This is a genomic window from Acidovorax sp. 107 (assembly GCF_003058055.1).
Lineage (GTDB): Bacteria > Pseudomonadota > Gammaproteobacteria > Burkholderiales > Burkholderiaceae_C > Acidovorax.
In genome coordinates, this window is sequence record NZ_QBTZ01000001.1 from 4,393,342 (window position 1) to 4,416,502 (window position 23,161).

Consider the following 23,161-nt stretch of genomic DNA (forward strand, 5'->3'; position numbering starts at 1 on the left):
GGTCGTCAGGCCTTTGTGGTGGGGTAGGGGTGCACGGCCTTCCAGTGGCGCGCGATGTCGATGCGGCGGGCCACCCACACCTTGTCGTGCTGTGCGATGTGGTCCAGAAAACGCTGCAGCGCCGTGATGCGGCCAGGGCGGCCCAGCAGACGGCAGTGCATGCCAATGCTCATCATCTTGGGCGCGTTGTCGCCGGCGGGGTCACCCTCGGCATACAGCGCATCGAAAGTGTCCTTCAGGTACTGGAAGAACGGGTCGGCGTGCGAGTAGCCCTGGGGCAGCGCAAACCGCATGTCGTTGCAGTCCAGCGTGTAGGGCACGATGAGCTGGGGCACCACGCTGCCGTCGGTCTTGCGCACCTTCATCCAGAAGGGCAGGTCGTCGCCGTAGTAGTCGCTGTCGTATTCAAAGCCGCCGTAGTCAGCCACCAGGCGGTGGGTGTTGGGGCTGTCGCGGCCGGTGTACCAGCCCAGACCATGTACATGGTCTTGCGAACTTCCTCTTGCGCCCGTCATGCGTTGGATGATGTCCATCGCCTCTTGCATGTGGGCGCGCTCCACCTCTTCGGGGACGTGCTGGTAATGGATCCACTTGAGGCCATGGCAGGCTATCTCATGGCCCAGCTCCACAAAGGCCGCCGTGAGGTCGGGGTGGCGCTGCAGGGCCGTGGACACGCCAAACACCGTGAGGGGCAGCTGGCGCTTTTCAAACTCGCGCAGGATGCGCCACACACCGGCACGCGAGCCGTATTCATAAATGCCCTCCATGCTCATGTGCCGCTCGGGGTAGCTGGCCGGGTTGAACATTTCGGACAGGAACTGCTCGCTGCCCGCATCGCCATGCAGCACCGCGTTTTCGCCGCCTTCTTCGTAGTTCAAAACGAATTGCACGGCAATGCGGGCGCCACCGGGCCACTGGGCATGCGGCGGGGTCTTGCCGTAGCCGATGAGGTCGCGGGGGTAGGCCTGGGTGGTGTCGTAGATCATGGTGGGGTGGTTTTCAAGAGGCCAGGGCGGCGGCCAGGTCACTGGCCGGGCGCTTGCGGTCAAAGGTCAGGCTGGCTTCGACATGTTCGAGGTGACTTTGCATCAGGGCCACTGCGCGCTCCTCGTCGCGCGCGGCCAGGGCGGCCACGATGTCGGCATGCTCCTCGTGCGAGTGCTCGGCTGCGCTGGCGGACTGGTACATGAGCGTGATGAGGGCGCAGCGCGAAATCAGGTCACCCAGCATCTGCGCCAGCACCTCGTTGCCCATCAGCTCAGCCATGCGCACATGGAAGTCGCCCAGCAACTCCGTGCGGGTGCTGGCGTCGTGCGTGCCCATGGCGGCCTTCTCGCTGGCCACGTGGGCGCGCAGTGCCTTGAGCTTGGCGGGCGTCACGCTGCGCACAAATGCGCGGGTCATCTCCGTCTCCAGCATGCGGCGCACGGCAAACACCTGGCGCGCCTCCTCGACCGAGGGTGTCGCCACAAACGCGCCCCGTGCGGGCTCCAGCGTGACCAGCCGGTTTTGCGCCAGCTGAAACAGTGCCTGGCGCACCAGCGTGCGCGACACGCCAAAGTGGTCGGCCAGCTTTTGCTCGGCCAGCTTGGTGCCGGGTTGCAGGCGGTGTTCTACGATGGCGCGGGTCAGCGCTTCGACGATGGCGCTGGTGGAGGAAGATTCCATGGCTGCATGATACGGTGGATGGTGAAAAGTGTATACACTTTTGGTCTACACACTGCGATCTGGCAATCGTCGCCGATTGGACAGACTCTTACTTCAGGAGATTCCCCCATGGGATTGAGCACCCACGTTCTGGACACCATGAACGGCTGCCCTGCGGCCGGCATGGAAGTGGCCCTGTATTCCACCGACGGCGACAACGCCACCCTCATCAAGCGCCTGGTGCTGAACCACGACGGCCGCACCGATGCACCGCTGTTCGACAACGCCAGCCTGCGCACCGGCACGTACCGGTTGCGCTTTGATGTGGCGGGCTATTTCAAGGCCCGGGGCACGCAGCTGCCCGAGCCCAATTTTCTGAACCAGGTGAGTCTGGACTTTGGCATTGCGCATGCCGACCAGCACTACCACGTGCCGCTGCTGGTCAGCCCCTGGAGCTATTCGACCTACCGCGGCTCGTAGCAAGCGCTGCCAGAGGGCGGAAGCGGCGTAGCCGCTCAGGGGGATGTCGCTACAGCTGCCCTTCGGTCAGTGTATCGAGCTGAAAGTGCCCGCTCTTGTCCCACAGCCAGGTCTCGGTGTAGGTGACCTTGCCCATGCGGGCCGGGACTGGGAAGGGGGCCGCAGCGCGTACCGTGCGCTCGATTTCAGTGACCACCTCGGGGGCATGGCGCGGGGCGCGCATCCAGTGCAGGCGGGTGATCTTGCCTGCGCGGTCGATGTCGAGCTGCAGCACACCGATTGCATACAGCTGCGGCGGCAGCTTACCTTTGAAGATGCGTTCACGGTTCAGACCGTACAGATGGGTGGCAGCGTCCTGGCGGTAGGCCAGGGGTGTGGCGGCGGCCGAGGGGCGCGCAGAGCCAGCGGTCGCTGGCACCGGGCCTTTGACACCGCTGGCATCGGGGCCGGTGGAGGGGATGCTGTCAGGCGCCGGGGCCGGCGTGGGCTCTGGCGGGGACTTGCAGGCTGAGACCAGCGCCGCGCCCACGGCCATGATGCCTGCCAGGAGCCAGTGGCTGCGCTTTCCAGTGGAGCGGGGAGAGGGCGTGTCGGGCATGGTGTGAAAGGTTCCTGAGACTGCGGGCACGATAACCCAGCGGCGAAGGTGGTACGTTACAAAATGACGACGATCGCAACGGGGGCTACAACAGCTGCCTCACTGGAGGGTGAGCCGCTGGCAGTGCCTCGTTTTGCGTCCGTCACGATAAGGATCGCGGTGAAAAATTTGCAAATGCTGCTGGACGGCCTGGGGGCCGCGCCAGCCTGCCTCGTGACCGTGGAGTCTACCCAAGGGTCCGTGCCCCGGGAGCCCGGCGCCTGGATGGCCGTGTTCGCCGACCAGCTGGTGGGCACCATCGGCGGCGGGCATCTGGAGCTGCAGGCGATTGCCGAAGCACGCCGCCGCCTGGCGGGTGGGCTGGTCACGGCGCCGGGGCCGATGCGGTTTGCGCTGGGCCCGGCGCTGGGCCAGTGCTGTGGCGGGGTGGTGCACCTGGGGTTTGAGTTGCTCACGGCGCAAGACGCGCCAGGTCTGGCCCAGCGCCTCACGCCCCTCCTGCACCCGGTGGCGCTGTTTGGCGGCGGGCATGTGGGCCATGCGCTGGCTCGCGTGCTGGCGCCACTGCCCTTTGCGCTGACCTGGATTGACAGCCGGGACGGCATTTTCCCGCCCGATCCGCCCGAGGGTGTGGCCTGCGAACACTCCGAGCCGGTGCAACTCGCCGTGCCCCGCCTGGCGCCCGGTAGCCGCGTGCTGATCATGAGCTTCAGCCACGCCGAGGACCTGGACGTGGTGGCCGCCTGCCTGCGCCGCCAGCGCGAGCAGGGCGACCTGCCTTTCATCGGGCTGATTGGCAGCCAAACCAAGTGGGCCACCTTCAGCAACCGCCTGCATGGGCGCGGGTTCGCGCCCGAGGAGCTGGCGCAGGTGACCTGCCCCATCGGCATTCCCGGCATTGGCGGCAAGGAGCCTGAGGTGATTGCCGTGGCCGTGGCAGCGCAGTTGCTGCAGACGCTGCAGCCAACTCCAAAGGCTGGGGAATGAGGGTAATTCCGGCCCCGAATGCCCCAGGTTGGGGCTGGAATCGGGAACAATTCCTGCATACACTTTGACGTACCGGTCGCAGCGGTGCCCCGGCCAGCAACCCACTGGCCAAGGTGCGCGACCTCAATGTCTGCTCAGAGCGCCCGCAGTGGTGAGCAGGTTTGCTGTTTGGTGCTAACGCACCATCAAGGTTGAGATATGGAAAGCTACTTTCTCGACTGGGCCAACCTGCTTTTGCGCTGGGTCCATGTCATTACGGCCATCGCCTGGATCGGCTCGTCGTTCTATTTCGTTTTTCTGGACAGCAGCCTCACGCCGCCCGAGGACGAAGACCTCAAGAAACAAGGCGTGAGCGGCGAGCTCTGGGCCGTGCACGGCGGCGGGTTCTACCACCCGGTCAAGTTTGCGGTGTCGCCGCCGCAGTTGCCGAAACACCTGCACTGGTTCTTCTGGGAGAGCTACAGCACCTGGATCAGCGGGTTTGCGCTGTTCACCGTGTCCTACCTCTACAGCGCCAGCACCTACCTCATCGACAAGTCGCGCATGGACTGGGCACCCGCCACGGCCATCGTGGTGGCGCTGGGCTTCTTTGTGGTGTTCTGGCTGCTGTACGACGCCATCTGCCGCATCTTCGGCCAGCGCAAGAACGGCGACGCGATTGTCGGTGCGCTGGTCCTGGTGCTGGTGTGCGTGGCCTCGTGGCTGGCCTGCCACTGGTTTGCGGGCCGCGCAGCCTTCCTGCTGGTGGGGGCGATGATCGCCACATCCATGAGCGCCAACGTGTTCTTCTGGATCATCCCCGGCCAGCGCACTGTCATCAGCCAGATCAAGGCCGGCCAGCCGGTAGACCCGATCCACGGCAAACGCGGCAAGCAGCGCAGCGTGCACAACACCTATTTCACGCTGCCCGTGTTGTTTGCCATGCTGAGCAACCACTACAGCTTCACCTGGAGCCACCCGCAAAACTGGCTGGTGCTGATCCTGATGATGTTTGCGGGCGCGGCCATCCGCCAGTTCTTTGTGATGCGCCACGGCTACAAGCTGGGCCGCAATGGCAACCCGCTGCCCTATGCCCTGGTGGGCGTGGCCGTGATCGTGTGCGTCATCGCCTGGATGCGCCCTGCGCCGGTGGCCGCGCCCGTGGCGAATGCTCCTGTTTCAGGAGCTGCCAGCGCAGATAAAACGGGCGCTAGCGGCCAAAATGACTTCAAGGCCGTGCAAGCGGTGCTGGAGCAGCGCTGCTACATGTGCCACGGCGAGCAGATGCAAATGAAGAACCTGCGGCTTGATTCGCCCGACAGCGTGAAGCAACACGCCCAGGCCATCTACCAGCAGGCCGTGGTGCAAAAGCTCATGCCCATGAACAATGCGACGGGCATCACCGATGCGGAGCGTGCGCTGATTGGGAAGTGGTTTGAGGCGGGGGCGCCTACGGGGCCTTGAGAGAGTCGAGTGCGGCGGCAGCAATCGGCCAGAAGCTGCCGCTCAGAGTTTCGATTGAGTGGGTGGTGCTTCGTTTGGTACTGGCTACAGGTTTGAGAATTTTTGCATGACACACGACAAAAATCTTTCCCCAGTGGGCTGGTACGTGGTCTCGTATCTGCTGCGCTTCGTTGAGTTGGAAGACGACAGAAAGGACGACGATGAAGCTCGATTCCTGTCGTGGGAAAACACAATCCTTGTACGTGCACCGAACCTTGAAGAGGCCTATGAAAAGGGCATGACGGTAGCTCGCAAGAATGCGAAACCATACAAGGGCGGAACTCAAGGAGTACCTGTGCAATGGAAGTTGGTAGGTATCACCGATGTCCTTCCAATCTACGAAGAATTGGAAGATGGGGCAGAAATTTCATGGACTGAGCGCGCGCCTCGAAAGCTCAAGAATCTCAAACAGATGGTGAGACCGAAGGGCTCGTTTCGGCAGTAGCTGCCAACCCAGGAGCAGGGGCGACGAATGTGTAACAGAGGCCCGCTTTCCAGAAAGTTTTATGTCGCCTTAGGGCCCGAAGCGGACTTGTTTGCCACAAGCCATGCAGCGTCAATCGCCTACTGTCGCTGAGCCAAAACAGCGGTTTTGCATCGACGTCGCGTCCTTGGGACGCGGTCCAAACAGTCCCTACGCCGCCAACACATCCTGCAACGCCCGCGCGGCCGCCAGCGCCCCCAGGCTCGACTCGGTAAACCCGCCATGCAGCACCACTCCCGTGGATGCCTGCTTCGCCTCATGCTTGGCCACTGCGGCCAGGTTGGCCACTTCTTCGGCGTGCCGGAATCGACCGGGCTTGATGCGCACCGCACCAATGGCCAGCGTGGTGCAAGGAAAGAACCGCTGCACGCCATGTCGGTCCTCGGCCTGGATGCCGCCTGCCAGACGGGCGCTGTCGTCAAACAGCGTGACGGCCTCGCGCGCAAACTCGTCCACGATGTTCTTGCAGCGCTGCAGCCAGTTGCTGCTCTGGAAGATCAGCATGAAGTCGTCCCCGCCCACATGGCCCACAAAGTCGCTGCGTGCGTCGCAGTGCGCCGTGGCCAGGCGCGCCACCAGGCGGATCATCTGGTCGCCGCGCCAGTAGCCATAGTGGTCGTTGAAGGGCTTGAAGTTGTTCAGGTCTGCGTAGCAGGCCACGAACTCGGTGCCGCTTTCCAGCAAGCGCTGGATGTGCAGGCTGATCGGAATGTTGCCGGGCAGAAAAGTGAGCGGATTGGCGTGGCGCGCGGCCTCGATGCGGGTCTCGGTCACGGCGCGCACCAGCTGGTCGCCGGTGCCCAGGCCCAGGTAGCGGCCATTGTCGGTGACGATGTAGCCGTCGCTCAGGTAGCGCTGGTCCTGCGAGGTGAGGATGCCCACGAGTTGGTCCACATCGCAGTCCAGCTCCACCACGCGCGGCGACAGGTTGGCAAACGCCAGGCACGACTTGCGGCCGTGCACCTCGCGGAAGTACGGCGTGGCGTAGTGGTTCATGAACTGCTGGCGGTTGATAAGGGCCACGGGGCGTGATCCGTCCACCACCGCCAGGGCGTGCAGGTCCGTGTGCTGGCGGAACAGGGCGGCTACGGCGTCGTTGTTGGTGGCGGGCGCTGCGGTGGGCGCCTGCACCACCAGCAAGCTGCGCAGGATGCCCGGGCGCGCGGTCTGGCCCAGGTGCGGCAGCACGGCCACGCGGCGGTCGTGCATGACCTCCAGCGCTGCGTCGTCCACGGCCTCGCGCGGCGCCATGGCAGGGCGGCCCAGCAGCCAGCCCTGGCCCAGGGGGATGTCCAGGTCGCGCAGCGCGCGCAGGTCGTCGCGGGTTTCGATGCCCTCTGCGATGAGCTGGGTGCCAAACACGTCGGCGATGCCCTTGATGGCCTGCAGCATCTGCAGGTTCTCGGGGTGGTCGCTGATGTCTCGGATGAAGTATTTGTCGATCTTCACGAAGTCGGGCTTCACCTCGGACCACAGCCGCAGGCTGGAGCGGCCGTCGCCAAAGTCGTCCAGCGCCAGCCGCGCGCCGCAGGCGTGTACGGCCTTGATGGCCTGGCGCAGCTGGGGCATGTCGGTCACGCGCTCGTGCTCGGTGATCTCCAGCACCAGCATGCGGGCGCTCAGGCCCAGGCTGCGCACGGTGTCGCCCAGCGCTGTGGCGCCGATCAGCTGGACGCCATGCACCAGCGCGTCGGCGCTGATGTTCACAAACAGCCGGCCCGGGGCGTCGTGCCGCCCCCATTGCTCCATGGCGGTGTAGACGCACAGCAACTCAAAGTCCTGCAGGAGGCCCTCGCGCCGGGCCAGCTCCAGCAGTTTGTCGGGGGTGTGCAAGGGGGTGTTCTGCGGCCCCCGGATCAGCGCCTCGTGTGCGTACACCTGGCCCTCGCGCAGGTCGGCCAGGGGCTGGAACACGCAGTACAGCTCGCCTTCGCGCATCAGCCGCGCCAGGGGGCCGGTGCCCTGGCGGGCGGCGGGTGACAGCAGTGCCATCATCGCCTCCAGTCGGCTCCATGGGGTGTTGTGCATGGCTGTTGTGGGTCCCTGAGCAAGGGTGCCGACGATACCTGTGGCGTGTGACAAGTTGGTTACAGCCGGGTGACTGGCCCTGCCGCTGCACAATGCGCGGCATGCACCCAGAAACCCAGCCAGCCAGCCCCTCCCTGCCGGATTACCGCACCCACCCCCGCGCCTTTCTGAAGGCGCTGTTTGATGCCGCCGTGCACAGCGCACAACCCCTGCACGGCATGCGCCAGTGGCTGCCCCAGCCGCCCAACCGCGAGAGCGGGGGCCGCACGCTGGTGCTGGGCGCGGGCAAGGCAGGGGGCGCCATGGCGCAGGCGCTGGAGGCTCTGTGGCCGCAGGACGCGCCCCTCTCGGGCCTGGTGGTCACGCGCTACGGGCATGTGCCGCCCCGGCCTGTGGGCGTGCCCCAGCGCATCGAGGTGGTGGAGGCCGCGCACCCCGTGCCCGATGCGGCGGGGCTGGCGGCTGCGCAGCGCATTCTGGACATGACCCAGGGGCTGACGGAGCACGACCTGGTGCTGTGCCTGATCTCGGGCGGTGGCTCGTCCCTGCTGACCTTGCCCTGCGACGGGGTGACGCTGGAAGACAAGCAGCGCATCAACCGCGCCCTGCTCGACAGCGGCGCGCACATTGGCGAGATGAACTGCGTGCGTAAGCACCTCTCGCGCATCAAGGGTGGGCGCCTGGCGGCAGCCTGTGCGCCGGCGCGCGTGGTCACGCTCACCATCAGCGATGTGCCGGGCGACGACCCGTCGGTGATCGCCAGTGGCCCCACCGTGCCGGACGCGACCACCTGTGCTGATGCGCTGGCCATTCTGGCGCGCTACGGCATCGATGTGCCTCCGGCCATCCGCACTGCGCTGGAGGCGGGCAGCCTGGAAACCCCCAAACCCGGCGACGCGCGTTTTGCTGGCCATGCGGTGCACATGATTGCTACGCCCCAGCAGGCGCTAGAGGCCGCTGCCGCGCTGGCCCGTTCGGCGGGGCTGCCTGCGCATGTGCTGTCGGACGAGATGGAGGGCGAGTCGCGCGAAGTGGGCAAGGTGCATGCAGCACTGGCCCGTGCGGTGGCGCTGCGCGGCCAGCCGTTTGCGGCGCCGTGTGTAATTCTTTCGGGGGGCGAAACCACCGTCACCGTGCGTCCGCGTGCGCCCGGCGTGCCCCGGGGGCGGGGCGGGCGTGCGGGCGAGTTTTGCCTGGGCCTGGCGCAGGCGCTGCAGGGCGAGCCTGCGGTGTGGGCGCTGGCGGCCGATACCGACGGCATCGACGGCAGCGAAGACAACGCGGGGGCCTTTGTGTGCCCCGACACGCTGGCGCGTGCAGGCGCAGCGGGCCTGCGCATCGACGACCACCTGGCACGCAATGACGCCTGGGGATTTTTTGCGGGGCTGGACGACCTGCTGGTCACCGGCCCCACGCACACTAACGTGAACGATTTTCGGGTGCTACTGATTTTGTAGCTGCTCAGGCATATTGCACTAGCGCCTGGGGCTGCTGGGGCTTAAAAATGGCCCCAGGCGCTGTGCGCAGGCCTCAGAACCGGTGGCGGATGCCCACGCCGAAGCTGTTGCCCTTGGTCTGGTTGGTGATGCGGTCGTTCATGGCCATCACGTACACGTCGGTGCGCTTGGACAGGAAGTAGTCATACCCCACGGTGAAGGTCTTGCGCGAGATGTCGGTGGCCGTCATCTTGGTCTGCGCCCACGAGGCCAGCACCTTGCCGGTGGCGCCTGCGGGCACCGACACGCCCAGCTGCGTGGTCTTGGCCTTGTTGGTGGTGTTGTCGGCCTTGGCCTGGCCGTAGCTGGCAAAGGCCTTCACGACGGCAAAGTCATACGCGCCGCCCAGCATCCAGTCGGTCTTGGTGGTGCCCAGGTAGGTGCTGGGCACGGCGGGGTTGCTCATCTGGTCGCGCTCGTAAAAGCCAGTGAGGGTGATGGGGCCGTTGAAGTACAGCGCGTTGATGCCCACGTTCTTCTTGCTGCTGTCACCCGCGACCTCGCCAAACTGGTAGTGCAGGTTGGCGGTCAGACCGCCCAGGTTGGGCGTGCTGTAGATGATTTCGTTGGACCAGCCGGTGTCGGACGGCGTGGTGGAACCCCAGCCCGTGCCGTTGAACAGGGGCACGTTCATGTGCAGGATCAGCGGCGCAAAGGTGAACGAGTCGCCCAGCGGGTTCGACAGGATGGACGGCAGGAAGTTGGGGGCCAGGCCGCGCCCCACTGTGACGGTGCCCCAGCTGTCGCTCAGGCCGACGTTGGCATCGCGCGAGAAGAAGGTGTCGTTGGCAAAGCGACCCTGGATGCCGCTATCCACCTTGATGAACGAGGTGAGCGCAAAGTTGGCCTTGAGCCCGCCGCCCAGGTCTTCGGTGCCCTTGACGCCGAACCACGACGTGGTCATGCCGCCGCTGTTGACCACCTTGCTGCTGCCGGCGTCACCGGCGTTTTTCATGGAGCCCACAAACACATCGGTCAGGCCCATCAGCTGGACGGAGCTTTGGGCCTGGGCCCCGGTGGCACACAGCAGGGCGCCGCCGAGCGATAGAGACAGTGCAATCAGGTTTTTCTTCATGGAGTGATTCCTGGGGATGAAAGCGCCGGAGGTCCGGCGGGGCAAAGGAGACGCGGCCCCTGTTGCACCGTGGTGCAGGGCGGGGCCCGCCGGTAGGGCTTCGCAAGTTCCATGCCCTGGTGCAACACCTGTTTACATCCCTGTCGGGCCTCTCAGCGCGCATCCATGCACGTTGCTGGCGCAGTTTTCGTGTGTTTTGGCGCAAACCTGGGGCGCGCAGGGCGGGCGACATGGTGCGGCTTTGATGTGGCTCAATGCCGCAGGCGCGGTCGCACGGCACAGTGACCTCCATGCTGCCATCTACCCTTTTTTCTCTGCCCGCTGACACCGAGGTCATCGCTCCCGGCGAAGTGCTGCGCAGGCGCAATGAGGTGCTGACGACGGTGTTGCACCTCGAAAGCGGCCGCGTGCTGCGCGGTGTGCTGGACGACGGTTTTCTGCGCCACCAGCTGGGCGCGGTCGAGGGGCCGTTCTGGCTCGACGCCGCGTCGGCTCTGCTGGGCCTGCCGTTGCCGGTCGACATGGTGTCCGACACACGTGTGCATGTGCGGCGCGTGCCCATCGAAGACTTTCGTCGTGGCCTGGCTGCCATGCCTCCGGGCGCACGTGGCCTGCTGCTGGACATGGCCCAGGGCTACCGGCAACAGTCCGAGCTGGCCGTGAGCCGCCTGGCGCAGGACGCCGAATCGCGCTGCGCCCAGTGGCTGCTGAACCACGCCCAGCCCGACCACAGCGGCGCCATGCAGGTCACCCTGCACCAGCGCAAACGCCTGATCGCCGCCCAGCTGGGCATTGCGCCCGAAACCTTCTCGCGCGTGCTGCGCCACCTGCGCGAGCTGGGCCTGATCCATGGCACCGGCAACGTGCTGGCGCTGCCCCAGCCGCGGGCACTGCAGTCGATGGCGGGCTGCTGATACCGCACAGCTGATACCGGGGCAGCGCGCCTCGGCAACCTCGGGCTCTAGAGCACCGGCTGCGTTGCAATTGCTCACAAACCATCGCGTGCGTTGGTGAACCCTGCGGGGGTGGGCTGTGCCGCTTGGCCCTGGGCGCACGCGCTGCGGCGGGCAGCCCCGCCGCCTTCCCTGTGGTGCCCCTGCTGGCTCAGGGTTTTTCCTTGGCTTTTACCAAGGGTTCCACCCAAGCCCCGGGGCACAGGGCCTGCGTATATTTGTTGGGACATGTCTGCAATGACCCGTCCCCATGCCGAACTCTGAGCGTGCCCACCCCTCCCAGGTGCGGGAGCGTCCATGACGCCCCCTCCCGCACCCACGGCTGCACCGGACCCTGCGCCGGGCTGGCTGGTGCCTGGCGCGCTGGTGCTGCGGCTCATGCTGGTGGCGGCGCTGGCGGTGGCCCTGTCGGGAGCGGTGGCGGCCTGGCTAGTCACCCGTGCCTCGGGGCAAGAGGCGATGCGCCGGGTGGTGAGCCAGCAGACCGACGAGGTCGAGGTGGTGGCCCGGTTGCTGGCCAGCAAGATCGAGCAGAGCCAGAAGGTGCTGCGCACTGTGGCCGCCGGCATCACGCCGGGCATGCTGGAGTCGCCCTCGTCACTGGAATGGCTGCTGCAGCAAGGCCTGCCTGCGGTGCAGTTCTTTGACACCATGCAGGTCGCCCGCGACAACGGCGAGCTGCGCCTGAGCCTGCGCGCCGGCCAGCTCGAAAAAGCCGCCGACCTCGACCCCACCGAACGCGATGCGCTGCGCCGCACCCTAGTGGATGGCAAGCCGCTGGTGTCCGAGCTGATTGCGGGGCGCACGGGCGAGGCCCGGGTGATGTTCACCATGCCGCTGCACCGCGAAGACGGCACGGTGATGGGCGTGGTGGCAGGTGCGCTGCGCCTGCAGTCGCAAAGCCTTCTGCCGCCGTCGATGACGCTGCCCGCGCGCGATGATTCGCAGCTCATCGTCTTCACGCGCGACGGCACCATCCTGTCGCACTCCGACCCCACCCGCGTGCTGGGCCAGGTACGGGATGAGGCGGGCCTGGCCCCCGTGTACACGCGCTGGCAAAGCCAAGCCCAGCCCGTGGTGGGGCGGGGCATGACCCATGTGCAGTCTGGCCACATCGTGAGCATGGCGGGCATGCCGCTGCCGCAGTGGATTGTGGCGCGCGTGAGCCAGTCGCAGGCGCTGCTGGCGCCGCTGCATGGCGCCCAGCGTGAAGCGTGGTGGCTGGCGGTGGCTAGCATGGTGCTATGCATGCTGCTGGCCGTGGCCCTGATGGGCTGGATGGCGCAGCCGCTGGCGCGGCTCACCTTCAAGGCGCGCCAACTGCTCCAGACCAGCGCGCGCCAGCAGCCGGCGACAGACATGGACTGGCCCCGCGCGGGCGGTGAGGTGGGCGAGCTGGTGCGGGTGTTCCAGGGCCTGGTGCAGCAGGGCAGCCTGCAGCAGTCGCGCCAGGACACGGTGGTCGGCCAGTTCCAGGCCGTGCTGGACAGCGCCACGGTAGGTATCGTCATCACCCGCCACAGCATGCTGGAGGTGGTGAGCCACCAGGCCTGTGTGATGCTGGGCTATACCGCGCAAGAGCTGCAGGGACGCCCCGCGCGCACCCTGTATGCCAGCGATGCGGACTACGCCCAGGTAGGCGTTCGCGTGCGGGCCGAGGTGGCTGCGCATGGAGCGTTTGACGGCGACATCTGCTTTTTGCGCAAGGACGGCACCTCCGTGTGGGCCCGCGTGCAGGGCCGGGGCGTGCGCCCCGATGAGGTGCATGGTGGCACCGTGTGGATACTGGAGGACATCACCGCCGCGCGCGAGGCCCAGGTGCAGCAGTCCTGGGGCCGCACGCACGATGCGCTCACGCAGCTGTACAACCGCGCCGCGTTTGACGAGCGCCTGGGCCAGTTGATGGCCGAGCGGTCCGCCCGCCAGCGCCCAGTGGGTGCTGTTGTTGCTACTGCTGCTTCCGCTGCCGGTGCCGCCGACGAGGAAGGCAGCGATGCGCAGGGCGACGGCGTGGTGCTGTTCCTCGACTTGGACCATTTCACCGTGGTCAACGATATTGCGGGCCACGACGCGGGCGACGATGTACTGCGCCATGTGGCCCGGCTGCTGGCATCCCATGTGCGCCAGATTGGCTGGGCGGCGCGCCTGGGTGGGGACGAGTTTGCGGTGGTGTTGCCCGGCTGTGCACTGGCACGCGGCCAGGCCGTGGCCGAGCAGTTGCGTGCGGCGGTGCATGCGTGGGAGCCGTCGTACCAGGGACGCAGTTTTACGCTGGGGGTGAGTATTGGGCTGGTGGTGCTCGATGCCAGCTTGCAGGATGTGCCGTCGGTGCTGTATGCGGCGGACATGGCTTGTTATGACGCCAAGCGGGCGGGGCGCAACCGGGTGGAGACGCGGCATGCGAGGGATGCGTCGGTGACTTCGTCGGGGCGGATGGCTTTGGGGCCTGTTTGAGGGGTTTTGGGCTGGATGCGCTAGTGGGATATGTGGTGTTTGCTATTGATTTTGTAGTGTTGATTTTTGTGCGCTGATTGAACCGCATGCCTTTGTTGAGGGCGGAGGCCGGGAGTCGCCCCGGCGGGCGAGGTACTTTTCTTTGCTTCGCCAAAGAAAAGTACCCAAAAGAAAGGCGACCCCCAGTCTGCGACCCCTTCGCTGTGCGAAGGGGCAGACCTGCGTCGGGGCGGTTGCGGGGTGCGCCGTGGAACTCGCTTTGCGCTGCGCGCGCCGCTCGGACAGCCACGGCGAGTCAGTTCACGAGGCATGGGCGCTCCGACGCCCATGCTCACCCCGCAACCGCCCCGACGCAGGCGCAGCCAGCAGGGGTTGGGAGCCAAACAGCCAAACAGCCGGACATCCATTCAGGCCATCGCTTTGCTCGGCCGGGGCTGCGCAGCGCGCGGCGCGTGCGCCCGCGAGGTGGGGCCGAGCGCAGCGATGGCCCGAGTGGATGTTCTGCTCCCTTTGCCCCTCTGAATGCGCCGAGGAGCGCAGGGTTTGGCGGATCAGGGCTCGCGATTGTCTGAGCGAAGCGAGTTCGAGCGAGACCCCGCCAAACCCGAGTACCGCAGGTTGCCCCGTAGCGAAGCGCAGGGGACGCAGACAGTGGGGTCGCCCTTTCTTTGGTTCCTTTCTTTCGGCGACGCGAAAGAAAGGGACTCGCACGCCGGGCGACTCCCGGCCTCCGCCCTCAACTGAGGCATGCAGTCACACCGGCACATCAATCGACGAACAGGGAGGTTGATTCAAAATTGATAGCTACCAGCGCATATCCAAAAAGCGCCAGCGGCCAAAAACATCACTCTCCTAACCGCCCCAACGCCCTGAGCACATTCTCCGCAGTCGCCGGAGCCGTCAAAACCACTGGCGCCGCCGCATCCACCCCGCTACGCCCCGCCGCCACCGCATTGCGCAGCGCCTCATACACACTGATTGCCAGCATGAACGGCGGCTCCCCTACCGCCTTGCTGCCGCCCACGTTGTCCTCCCGATTCGCCTCGGGCCACAGGTGGACGTTGAAGTGCTCCGGAATATCGCCCGTGGCCGGGATCTTGTAGGTGCTCGGCGCGTGAGTGGCCAGATAACCCTTGTCGTTCCACACCAGCTGCTCGGTCGTCAGCCAGCCCATGCCCTGCACAAACCCGCCCTCGATCTGGCCGATGTCGATGGCCGGGTTGATGCTGTGGCCCACGTCGTGCAGGATGTCCACCTTCAGCACGCGGCTCTCGCCGGTGAGGGTGTCGATGGCCACCTCGGTGCAGGCGGCGCCGTAGGCAAAGTAATAGAACGGGCGCCCGGTGAGGGTCGTCTTGTCGTAGTGGATCTTGGGCGTGCGGTAAAAGCCGTCGCTCCACAGCTGGATGCGGTTGGCGTACGCGGCCTGCACCACCTCTTCAAAACTGCGCACCGTCTTGGGCGAGATCACCTGGCCGCCCGCAAACCGGATCGCGCCGGCGCCGCAGCCGTCCAGGCCGCACACAAACGAGGCCAGGTTGTCGCGCACGTTGCGCGCGGCGTACTGGGCGGCGCGGCCGTTCAGGTCGGTGCCGCTGCTGGCGGCAGTGGCGCTGGCGTTGGGCACCTTGCTGGTGTCGCTGGCCGTCACCAGCACGCGGTGCAGCGGCACGCCCAGCTCGTCGGCCACGATCTGCGCCACCTTGGTGTGCAGGCCCTGGCCCATTTCGGTGCCGCCGTGGTTCACCTGCACGCTGCCGTCGGTGTACACATGCACCAGCGCACCCGCCTGGTTGAACAGCGTGGCGGTGAAGCTGATGCCGAACTTGACGGGCGTGATGGCCATGCCACGCTTGATGACCGCATTGCGTGCGTTCCAGTCCGCAATTTCGGCCTGGCGCTGGCGGTAGTGCGAGGTCTGCTCCAGCGTGGGCAGCAGCTCGTGCAGGATATTGTCTTCCACCGCCATCTGGTAGTGGGTCACATGGCGGCCACTGCTCGCGTCCTTGCCATACAGGTTGGCTAGGCGCACGTCCTGCGCATCGCGGCCCAGCGCGCGGGCGATGTCGCCCAGGATGGCCTCGATCACGATCACGCCCTGCGGGCCGCCAAAGCCGCGGAAGGCGGTGTGGCTTTGTGTGTTGGTCTTGCAGCGGTACGACGCGATCTCGACGTCGCTCAGGTAATACGCGTTGTCGGCGTGGAACACCGCGCGGTCGGCCACGGGGCCCGACAGGTCGGCGCTGAAGCCGCAGTTGGCCGCCATCTGCAGCTTCAGGCCCGTGATGCGGCCGGTGTCGTCAAACCCTACGTCGTACTCGTACGCAAACGGATGGCGCTTGCCGGTGACCATGAAGTCCTCGTCACGGTCCAGCCGCAGCTTGATGGGGCGGCCCAGCTTGTTGGCGGCGACGGCGGCCCACACGGCCAGGTGCCCGGCCTGCGTCTCCTTGCCGCCAAAGCCGCCACCCATGCGGCGGCATTCCACCTTGACCGCGTGGTTGTCGATGCCCAGCGCGTGCGCCACCCAGTGCTGCACCTCACCGGGGTGCTGCGTGCTGGAGTAGATCCACCACTGCTTTTGCTCCAGCGGCATGGCGTAGGCGATCTGGCCTTCGAGATAGAAATGCTCCTGGCCGCCGACTTCAAACGCTCCCTGCATGCGGTGCGCCGATTGCGCGAGGCCCGTGGCCGCATCGCCCCGGCGGACAAACACCGGCGGCAGCACATAGCTTTGCGCCTTCAACGCGTCCTGCACCGTCAGCACGGCGGGCAGGGGGGTGATGTCGAGCTTCACGGCGCGCACCGCGCGGCGTGCCTGCATGACCGAGTCGGCCACCACCAGGCCGATCACCTGGCCGACAAACTGCACGCTGTCCAGTGCAAACACGGGCTCGTCGTGTCCGAACGCGGCGAGGATCTTGTCGCCGGGCACATCGCTGGCCAGCACCACGCCGCGCACGCCGGGCAGGGCCAGTGCGGCGGTGGCATCCACACTGTTCAGGGTGCCGTGGGCCACGGTCGAGAGGATGGGCGCGGCATACAGCGTGCCCTTCACCTCCGGCAGGTCGTCGATGTAGTGCGCGGCGCCCGCCACCTGGGCGCGGGCGCTTTCGTGGATGTGCGACTGGCCCATGGCGGCGCGGGCGGGCGCGGGCAGGGCGGTTTCGGCGATGGTGTGGGGGGCGTTCATACGGCAGCCTCCAGCGTCAAGGTGTCCAGACTGACCGAGGACTGGCCCTGGCTCTCCAGCCAGTAGCGCTGCAGCAGACTGCCCAGCACCTGGCGGCGGTAGGCGCCACTGGCGCGCATGTCGGAGATGGGGCTGAACTCGGCCTGCAGCACGGCAGCGGCACGCTGCGCGGTGGCCTCGGTCCAGGGCTGGCCGGTCAGGGCGGCCTCGGTTTGCTGCGCGCGGGCCGGGGTGGCGGCCACGCCGCCTGCACCAATGCTGGCGCGCTGCACGGTACCGCCCGCGATGTCGAGGTTGAGCACCAGGCAGACGGCAGAGATGTCGTCGTCAAAGCGTTTGGAAATTTTGTACGCCCGCAGTTGTTCTTGGACCGAGGGGCGCGGCACCACGATGCGCACCAGCAGCTCGTCGGCCGCCATCACGTTTTGCCGGTAGCCGGTGTACAGGTCTTCCAGCGGCAGCTGGCGCTCGCCCCGGGCCTGGCTGGCCAGCACCACCTGGGCGCGCAGCGCCATCAAGAGGGGCATGGAATCGCCAATGGGCGAGCCGTTGGCGACATTGCCGCCCAGCGTGCCCGAGTTGCGCACCGGCAGCCCCGCAAACCGCGTGGCAAATCGGTGCAGCTGCGGCCACTGCGCAGTGAGGGCGGCAAACGCGTCGGTCAGCGTGACGGCGGCGCCGATGTGGATGGCGTCGGTGCGCTGTGTGACTTCGCGCAGCTCGGCCGCACGGGTCACGTCCAGCACCTGGGTGTACTGCTTGTGCTGCTTGGTCACCCACAGCCCCACGTCGGTACAGCCCGCCACCACCTGGGCGCCTGGGTGGGCGGCGCGGGCTGCAAGCAGTTCAGGGAGGGTGAGGGGCGCGATATAGGCCGAATCGGCCGCATGTGCTAGTGCATCATGCCGCAGTAGCTTCAATTTTTGTAGCACTTCGGATTCATTGACCGCCATGCCGGGCAGCGACGCCATCTGCTGGGCGGCATCGAGGATGGGGCGGTAGCCGGTGCAGCGGCACAGGTTGCCCGAGAGTTCTTCCTGCGCCAGTTCGCGGGTGATGGGTTGGCCGTGGCAGACATGGTTCTGGTACATGCCGAAGAGGCTCATCACGAAGCCTGGGGTGCAGAAGCCGCACTGGGAGCCGTGGCACTGGACCATGGCTTCTTGTGCAGGGTGCAAGGTAATCGCTTGCCGCGCCGCAGCGGGGGAGTCGCCCACGGGCTGGATCAGTGGATCTTCCGCCAGGTCTTCCACCGTCCACAGCGCCATGCCGTCCACCGAATGGGCCAGGCGGATGCAGCTGTTCACGGCGCTGTAGTGCAGCTGGCCGTCGCGTTCTTCGCCCAGCACCACGGTGCAGGCGCCGCAGTCGCCTTCGCCGCAGCCCTCCTTGGTGCCGGTACAGCCCAGGTCTTCGCGCAGCACCTCCAGCAGGGTGCGGTCGGGTGGTACATTGCCCAGCGCCACGGGCTGGCCTCGGCGCAGGAATTGCAAGGGTCTTGTTGTCATGACAAACGCCACTTCGATCTTGGATGGAAAGGTTCAGCAGAGGGTAGAACGCAGTACCGTTACCGGCATATGCGCAAGCTTATGGCACCCATGCCCCCACCGCTATGAGAGACCACGCCCTTTTCGACAAGATAGACCTCCATCTCATAAGGGTCTTGCACACCGTGCTCACAGAACGCAGCGTATCGAGGGCCGCCGTCCGCCTTGGCATGCACCAGCCGGCGGTATCGGCTGCGTTGAAAAGGCTGCGCGACCTGTCGGGCGACCCGCTGCTGGTGCGCTCCGGCGCCAGCATGATGCCCACCGACGCCGCGCTGCGCATGGTGGAGCCCGCCGGGGCCATCCTGCGTGCGGCGGAGGCCCTGTTTTCGGATGCGCGTGGGTTTGACCCGCGCACCGCCACCCGCACCTTTCGCGTGGCGGCCAGCGACTACCTCGACCCACTGTTCCTGCCCCAGCTCGTGGCCCGCATCAAGGTCGAGGCGCCTCTGTGCCCCATCGAGATCCTGCCCCTGTCGGCCGACGCGCACTACCACGCGCACCTGGCCCAGGGCGACGTGGATGTGGTGATCGGCAACTGGCCCCAGCCCCCCGACGACCTGCACATGGGCCGCCTGTTTGGCGACGAGGTGGTGTGCTTGGTTGGCAAGGACCACCCCGCCGTGCGGCGCGGCTGGGATGTGGAGGGCTGGCTGGCGGCCGAGCACATCGCGCCCACGCCCACCCACCCCGGCGCGCGGGGTGTGATCGACGCCCACCTGGACAGCCTGGGCATGCAGCGCCACATCACGGCGCGCTGCGCGCATTTCAGCCTCATCCCCAGCATCGTGGCATCGAGCTTGCTTGTGCTGACCACGGGCCGCCAGTATTGCGAGCGGTATGTGGACCAGCTGCCCCTGGCCATCCTGCCGTGCCCGGTGCCGTTTCCCCGGCTCATGTATTACCAGCTGTGGCATGCCCGCACGCACCATTCTGCCGCTGCGGCGTGGCTGCGTGACTGCGTGAAAACCGTGGCTGCTTCGCTACGAAAAGAATAGCTGCTTGGGCATGCTGAACAAGCACCATGAGGTATTTTCATTCTTATAACAAGTTGTAAAACTGAGAGACAATCCCCGCATGAGTTCTCCCCCCAATCCTTCAGCGCCTGGTGCGGCGCCGCCACGGCTGCAGCTGGTGGGCATCACCAAGCGCTACCCGGCCGTGGTGGCCAACAGCGGCGTGTCGCTCACGGTGCTGCCGGGTGAAATCCACGCCGTGCTGGGCGAAAACGGCGCGGGTAAGTCCACGCTGATGAAAATCATCTACGGCTCGGTCAAGCCCGATGAAGGCAGCGTGTTCTTCAACGGCCAGGCCGTGCAGGTGCGCAACCCGCAAGAGGCGCGTGCCCTGGGCATTGCGATGGTGTTCCAGCATTTCAGCCTGTTCGACACCCTCACGGTGGCCGAAAACGTGTGGCTGGGCCTGGACAAAAGCCTCGCGCTGGCCGAGGTCACGCAGCGCATCACCGCCAAGGCCGCCGAATACGGCCTCGACATCGACCCCCTGCGCCCCGTGCACACGCTGAGTGTGGGCGAGATGCAGCGGGTGGAAATCATCCGCGCGCTGCTCACCAACCCCAAGGTGCTGATCCTGGACGAGCCCACGTCGGTGCTCACGCCCCAGGCGGTCGAGAAGCTCTTCGTGGTGCTGCGCAAGCTGGCCAGCGAGGGCTGCAGCATTCTCTACATCAGCCACAAGCTGCACGAAATTCGCGCGCTGTGCACCGCCTGCACCGTGCTGCGCGGCGGCAAGGTCACGGGCGTGTGCAACCCGGCCGAGGAATCCAATGCCTCCCTGTCGCGCCTGATGATCGGCGCAGAGCCGCCAGCGCTGGAGCACCGCGCGGTGCAGACCGGTGCCACGGTGCTGCGCGTGCAGGGCCTGTCGCTGCCACGCGCCGACCAGTTTGGCGTAGACCTGATCGACCTGCAGTTCGAGGTGAAGGCGGGTGAGGTGGTGGGCATTGCCGGGGTGTCGGGCAACGGGCAAAAAGAGCTGCTCTATGCGCTGTCGGGCGAAGACCAGCGCGCCGAGCCTGCGAGCATCCAGGTGACGGGCCAGAACGCGGGCCGCATGGGCCCCGGCCAGCGCCGGGCGCTGGGCCTGCACTTTGTGCCCGAAGAGCGCCTGGGCCGGGGCGCCGTGCCCACCATGGGCCTGGCGCACAACCTGCTGCTCACGCGCACCAATTCGGTTAGCGGCAGTGGCTGGATCAAGGTGGGTGCGCTGCAAAAGCATGCCGAGGACATCATCCGGCGCTTCAATGTGAAGGCGGGTGGCCCCAATGCGGCGGCCAAGTCGCTGTCAGGCGGCAACCTGCAGAAGTTCATCGTGGGACGCGAGATCGACGCTGCACCCAAGCTGCTCATCGTCTCGCAACCCACCTGGGGCGTGGACGTGGGCGCGGCGGCGCAGATCCGGGGCTCCATCCTGGCGCTGCGCGATGCGGGCTGTGCCGTGCTGGTGGTGAGTGAGGAGCTGGACGAATTGTTTGAGATCTGCGACCGGCTGCATGTGGTGGCCAAGGGGCATCTGTCGCCCTCGGTGCCGCGCGCCGAGGCCACGGTGGAGCGCATTGGCGAATGGATGAGCGGCCTGTGGCATGCCGATGTGCAGGCCCACCTGGCGCAGCAACAGCAGCAACAGCAGCAACAACAAGCCGGGGAGGTGCAGCATGCTTAAGCTGGAACCGCGCCCTCAGGCGTCCAAGCTCTGGACCTATGGCTCGCCCCTGCTGGCGCTGGCCTTCACGGTGCTGATCGGTGTGGCCCTGTTCATCGCGCTGGGCAAAGACCCGGTGCGTGGGCTGCAGGTGTTCTTCTGGGAGCCCATCAAGACCCAGTACGCCATTGGCGAACTCATGGTCAAGGCCACGCCGTTGCTGCTGATAGCGCTGGGGCTGGCCGTGTGCTTTCGCTCCAACGTATGGAATATCGGCGCCGAAGGCCAGTTTGTGATCGGCGCCGTGGTGGCGGGCGGTGTGGCGCTGCTGGCCGACAAAACCACGGGCCCCTGGATCGTGCCCGCCATCCTGCTCGCCGGGGTGCTGGGCGGCATGGCCTGGGCGGGGCTCACGGCGCTGCTGCGCGACAAGTTCAACGCCAACGAAATCCTGGTGAGTCTGATGCTCGTCTATGTGGCCACGCTGGTGCTGGGCTACCTGGTCTATGGCCCGTGGAAGGACCCCATGGGCTACAACTTTCCGCAGACCAAAAATTTTGAAAAGATCACCCAGATCCCGCGCCTGATGCAGGGCTCGCGCATGTCTATCGGGCTGTTGCTGGCGCTGGCCGGTGCGGGGGCCTTGTGGGTGTTTCTGTTCCGCACGCGGGCGGGCTTTGCCCAGCAGGTGGGCGGGCTGGCCCCGGCGGCGGCGCGGTATGCCGGCTTTTCGTCGCGCCGGGCGCTGTGGACGGCGCTCTTGATCTCGGGTGGCGCAGCCGGCCTGGCGGGTGCGCTGGAGGTGGCCGGGCCCATCGGCCAGCTCACGCCCTATGTGCCGGCCGGCTATGGCTTCGCGGCCATCATCGTGGCCTTTGTGGGACGGCTGCACCCGGTGGGCATGATCCTCTCGGCCATTCTCATGAGCATGTTCTACATCGGTGGCGAGCTGGCGCAGTCGCGCCTGGGCCTGCCCAAGTCGCTCACCGGCGTGTTCCAGGGCCTGCTGCTGTTCACGCTGCTGGCTTGCGACACATTGATCGCCTACCGCATCCGCTGGGTGGCCTCGAAGGGAGGCAAATGATGGAATCCTACGCACTGCTTATCGGCGCCACGCTGAGCGCTGGCACCGTGCTGGCCATCGCTGCCTTGGGCCTGCTCGTCAACGAAAAGGCGGGCATCGTCAACTTGGGCGCCGAGGGCATGATGCTCTGCGCTGCCATCGCGGGCTTTGCCACCGTGGTGCACACGGGCAACACCTGGCTGGGTTTTGCCGCAGGCATGGCCGCGGGCGCCGTGCTGGCCGCCATCTTTGGCGTGCTGGTGATCTGGCTCAACACCAACCAGTACGCCACCGGGCTCGCGCTCAGCCTCTTTGGTGTGGGCTTCTCGGCGTTTGCGGGCATCAGCTACGTGCAGGCCAAGCTGCCCGAGCTGCCCAAGTACGCCATTCCGGTGCTGGGCGATGTGCCGCTGCTCGGCCCTGCACTGTTTCAGCAGCACCCACTGGTGTACCTCACCATGCTGCTGGTGGTGGGGTTGATCTGGTTCCTGTACCGCTCGCGCGCCGGGCTGGTGCTGCGGTCGGTGGGCGAGTCGCCCGAGTCGGCGCACGCACTGGGCTACCCGGTGCGGCGCATCCGGCTGGCGGCCGTGGTGGTGGGCGGTGCCCTGTGCGGGCTGGCCGGGGCCTACATCTCCACCGTCTACACCCCCCTGTGGGTGGAGGGCATGGTGGCCGGGCGCGGCTGGATCGCGCTGGCACTCACCACCTTTGCCACCTGGCGCCCGGCACGGGTGTTGCTTGGTGCTTATCTGTTTGGTGGTGTGACCATGCTGCAGTTCCATTTGCAGGCCACGGGCTTGCAGGTGGCCAGCCAGTTGCTGAGCATGCTTCCGTATGTGGCCACCATCGTGGTGCTGGCGTTGATCTCGCGCAATCCAACCTGGATTCGCATCAACATGCCAGCATCGCTCGGCAAACCGTTTTATCCGGGCTCGTGATAAGGATTGCGCGCGCGAAAATCTGGTTACCCTGCGGTAGATCGCACCATAATTGATAGCTTCGTCCCCCAA

Annotated in this window: 18 protein-coding genes; 11 read left to right on the forward strand and 7 right to left on the reverse strand. The window is 66.3% G+C overall.

Annotated features, from left to right (window positions below; all coding sequences use genetic code 11):
* Positions 1–5: 5 nt before the first annotated feature.
* Together puuE and C8C99_RS20525 are read right to left on the reverse strand one after the other, a co-directional pair.
* Positions 6–986: an allantoinase PuuE gene (gene puuE, locus C8C99_RS20520; protein ID WP_108626739.1), complete on the reverse strand. Its 981-nt coding sequence runs from the start codon at positions 984–986 to the stop codon at positions 6–8.
* A gap of 13 nt (positions 987–999) precedes the next feature.
* Positions 1,000–1,668 (reverse strand): GntR family transcriptional regulator, encoded by a 669-nt coding sequence (locus C8C99_RS20525; protein ID WP_015012869.1) that lies wholly within the window; start codon positions 1,666–1,668, stop codon positions 1,000–1,002.
* Between the two features lie 108 nt (positions 1,669–1,776).
* On the opposite strand from C8C99_RS20525, the gene uraH reads away from it, so the two are divergent.
* Complete coding sequence (uraH, locus tag C8C99_RS20530; RefSeq protein ID WP_056641567.1) at positions 1,777–2,127, forward strand: hydroxyisourate hydrolase; 351 nt, start codon at positions 1,777–1,779, stop codon at positions 2,125–2,127.
* Between the two features lie 49 nt (positions 2,128–2,176).
* Here uraH and C8C99_RS20535 read toward each other — a convergent pair whose 3' ends face one another.
* On the reverse strand, positions 2,177–2,725 hold the full coding sequence (locus C8C99_RS20535; protein WP_082576810.1) for a hypothetical protein: 549 nt from the start codon (positions 2,723–2,725) through the stop codon (positions 2,177–2,179).
* A gap of 174 nt (positions 2,726–2,899) precedes the next feature.
* Between C8C99_RS20535 and xdhC the strand changes: the two genes are divergently transcribed.
* The 3 genes from xdhC to C8C99_RS20550 all read left to right on the forward strand — a co-directional run bounded on the left by xdhC (position 2,900) and on the right by C8C99_RS20550 (position 5,639).
* A complete protein-coding gene (gene xdhC / locus C8C99_RS20540) occupies positions 2,900–3,712 on the forward strand; it encodes a xanthine dehydrogenase accessory protein XdhC (protein ID WP_108626740.1) in 813 nt (270 codons plus the stop codon).
* A 198-nt stretch (positions 3,713–3,910) separates the two neighbouring features.
* Positions 3,911–5,155, forward strand: a complete 1,245-nt coding sequence (locus C8C99_RS20545; RefSeq protein ID WP_056641573.1) for a urate hydroxylase PuuD — start codon at positions 3,911–3,913, stop codon at positions 5,153–5,155.
* A gap of 106 nt (positions 5,156–5,261) precedes the next feature.
* Positions 5,262–5,639 carry a DUF4288 domain-containing protein gene (locus tag C8C99_RS20550; protein ID WP_056641576.1) on the forward strand — a complete coding sequence of 126 codons (378 nt, stop codon included), beginning with the start codon at positions 5,262–5,264 and terminating at the stop codon, positions 5,637–5,639.
* 189 nt (positions 5,640–5,828) lie between these two features.
* On the opposite strand, the gene C8C99_RS20555 is transcribed toward C8C99_RS20550, so the two are convergent.
* Entirely contained in the window at positions 5,829–7,706 is a 1,878-nt protein-coding gene (locus tag C8C99_RS20555; protein ID WP_056641578.1) for a phosphodiesterase, read from the reverse strand.
* Between the two features lie 101 nt (positions 7,707–7,807).
* Here C8C99_RS20555 and C8C99_RS20560 point away from each other — a divergent pair, with 101 nt between their 5' ends.
* Positions 7,808–9,163: a glycerate kinase gene (locus C8C99_RS20560; protein WP_108627254.1), complete on the forward strand. Its 1,356-nt coding sequence runs from the start codon at positions 7,808–7,810 to the stop codon at positions 9,161–9,163.
* 73 nt (positions 9,164–9,236) lie between these two features.
* Here the strand turns inward: C8C99_RS20560 and C8C99_RS20565 are convergent, their stop codons facing one another.
* Complete coding sequence (locus tag C8C99_RS20565; RefSeq protein ID WP_056641580.1) at positions 9,237–10,277, reverse strand: porin; 1,041 nt, start codon at positions 10,275–10,277, stop codon at positions 9,237–9,239.
* 290 nt (positions 10,278–10,567) lie between these two features.
* Here C8C99_RS20565 and C8C99_RS20570 point away from each other — a divergent pair, with 290 nt between their 5' ends.
* Together C8C99_RS20570 and C8C99_RS20575 are read left to right on the forward strand one after the other, a co-directional pair.
* A complete protein-coding gene (locus C8C99_RS20570; RefSeq protein WP_056641584.1) occupies positions 10,568–11,191 on the forward strand; it encodes a Crp/Fnr family transcriptional regulator in 624 nt (207 codons plus the stop codon).
* Between the two features lie 336 nt (positions 11,192–11,527).
* Complete coding sequence (locus tag C8C99_RS20575; protein WP_056641586.1) at positions 11,528–13,684, forward strand: diguanylate cyclase domain-containing protein; 2,157 nt, start codon at positions 11,528–11,530, stop codon at positions 13,682–13,684.
* Between the two features lie 844 nt (positions 13,685–14,528).
* Here the strand turns inward: C8C99_RS20575 and xdhB are convergent.
* Together xdhB and xdhA are read right to left on the reverse strand one after the other, a co-directional pair.
* Positions 14,529–16,877, reverse strand: a complete 2,349-nt coding sequence (gene xdhB, locus C8C99_RS20585; protein WP_108626743.1) for a xanthine dehydrogenase molybdopterin binding subunit — start codon at positions 16,875–16,877, stop codon at positions 14,529–14,531.
* Positions 16,874–18,385 (reverse strand): xanthine dehydrogenase small subunit, encoded by a 1,512-nt coding sequence (gene xdhA, locus C8C99_RS20590; protein WP_056641592.1) that lies wholly within the window; start codon positions 18,383–18,385, stop codon positions 16,874–16,876. The genes xdhB and xdhA overlap by 4 nt, the downstream gene beginning before the upstream one ends.
* Before the next feature lie 104 nt (positions 18,386–18,489).
* On the opposite strand from xdhA, the gene C8C99_RS20595 reads away from it, so the two are divergent.
* The 4 genes from C8C99_RS20595 (at position 18,490) to C8C99_RS20610 (ending at position 23,089) form a co-directional block, all read left to right on the forward strand.
* Complete coding sequence (locus tag C8C99_RS20595; RefSeq protein WP_082576811.1) at positions 18,490–19,422, forward strand: LysR family transcriptional regulator; 933 nt, start codon at positions 18,490–18,492, stop codon at positions 19,420–19,422.
* Positions 19,423–19,501: 79 nt separating this feature from the next.
* On the forward strand, positions 19,502–21,106 hold the full coding sequence (locus C8C99_RS20600; RefSeq protein ID WP_056641600.1) for an ABC transporter ATP-binding protein: 1,605 nt from the start codon (positions 19,502–19,504) through the stop codon (positions 21,104–21,106).
* Positions 21,099–22,169: an ABC transporter permease gene (locus C8C99_RS20605; RefSeq protein ID WP_056641603.1), complete on the forward strand. Its 1,071-nt coding sequence runs from the start codon at positions 21,099–21,101 to the stop codon at positions 22,167–22,169. Before C8C99_RS20600 ends, C8C99_RS20605 begins: the two co-directional genes overlap by 8 nt.
* Positions 22,169–23,089, forward strand: coding sequence for an ABC transporter permease (locus C8C99_RS20610; RefSeq protein WP_108626744.1), 921 nt, complete (start codon positions 22,169–22,171; stop codon positions 23,087–23,089). Before C8C99_RS20605 ends, C8C99_RS20610 begins: the two co-directional genes overlap by 1 nt.
* Positions 23,090–23,161 lie beyond the last annotated feature (72 nt).

Bases quoted from the DNA above. Each gene is read 5' to 3' on its own strand.
- puuE (WP_108626739.1), bottom strand. From the start codon at position 986: ATGATCTACGACACCACCCAGGCCTACCCCCGCGACCTCATCGGCTAC.
- C8C99_RS20525 (WP_015012869.1), bottom strand. From the start codon at position 1,668: ATGGAATCTTCCTCCACCAGCGCCATCGTCGAAGCGCTGACCCGCGCC.
- uraH (WP_056641567.1), top strand. From the start codon at position 1,777: ATGGGATTGAGCACCCACGTTCTGGACACCATGAACGGCTGCCCTGCG.
- C8C99_RS20535 (WP_082576810.1), bottom strand. From the start codon at position 2,725: ATGCCCGACACGCCCTCTCCCCGCTCCACTGGAAAGCGCAGCCACTGG.
- xdhC (WP_108626740.1), top strand. From the start codon at position 2,900: ATGCTGCTGGACGGCCTGGGGGCCGCGCCAGCCTGCCTCGTGACCGTG.
- C8C99_RS20545 (WP_056641573.1), top strand. From the start codon at position 3,911: ATGGAAAGCTACTTTCTCGACTGGGCCAACCTGCTTTTGCGCTGGGTC.
- C8C99_RS20550 (WP_056641576.1), top strand. From the start codon at position 5,262: ATGACACACGACAAAAATCTTTCCCCAGTGGGCTGGTACGTGGTCTCG.
- C8C99_RS20555 (WP_056641578.1), bottom strand. From the start codon at position 7,706: ATGCACAACACCCCATGGAGCCGACTGGAGGCGATGATGGCACTGCTG.
- C8C99_RS20560 (WP_108627254.1), top strand. From the start codon at position 7,808: ATGCACCCAGAAACCCAGCCAGCCAGCCCCTCCCTGCCGGATTACCGC.
- C8C99_RS20565 (WP_056641580.1), bottom strand. From the start codon at position 10,277: ATGAAGAAAAACCTGATTGCACTGTCTCTATCGCTCGGCGGCGCCCTG.
- C8C99_RS20570 (WP_056641584.1), top strand. From the start codon at position 10,568: ATGCTGCCATCTACCCTTTTTTCTCTGCCCGCTGACACCGAGGTCATC.
- C8C99_RS20575 (WP_056641586.1), top strand. From the start codon at position 11,528: ATGACGCCCCCTCCCGCACCCACGGCTGCACCGGACCCTGCGCCGGGC.
- xdhB (WP_108626743.1), bottom strand. From the start codon at position 16,877: ATGAACGCCCCCCACACCATCGCCGAAACCGCCCTGCCCGCGCCCGCC.
- xdhA (WP_056641592.1), bottom strand. From the start codon at position 18,385: ATGACAACAAGACCCTTGCAATTCCTGCGCCGAGGCCAGCCCGTGGCG.
- C8C99_RS20595 (WP_082576811.1), top strand. From the start codon at position 18,490: ATGAGAGACCACGCCCTTTTCGACAAGATAGACCTCCATCTCATAAGG.
- C8C99_RS20600 (WP_056641600.1), top strand. From the start codon at position 19,502: ATGAGTTCTCCCCCCAATCCTTCAGCGCCTGGTGCGGCGCCGCCACGG.
- C8C99_RS20605 (WP_056641603.1), top strand. From the start codon at position 21,099: ATGCTTAAGCTGGAACCGCGCCCTCAGGCGTCCAAGCTCTGGACCTAT.
- C8C99_RS20610 (WP_108626744.1), top strand. From the start codon at position 22,169: ATGGAATCCTACGCACTGCTTATCGGCGCCACGCTGAGCGCTGGCACC.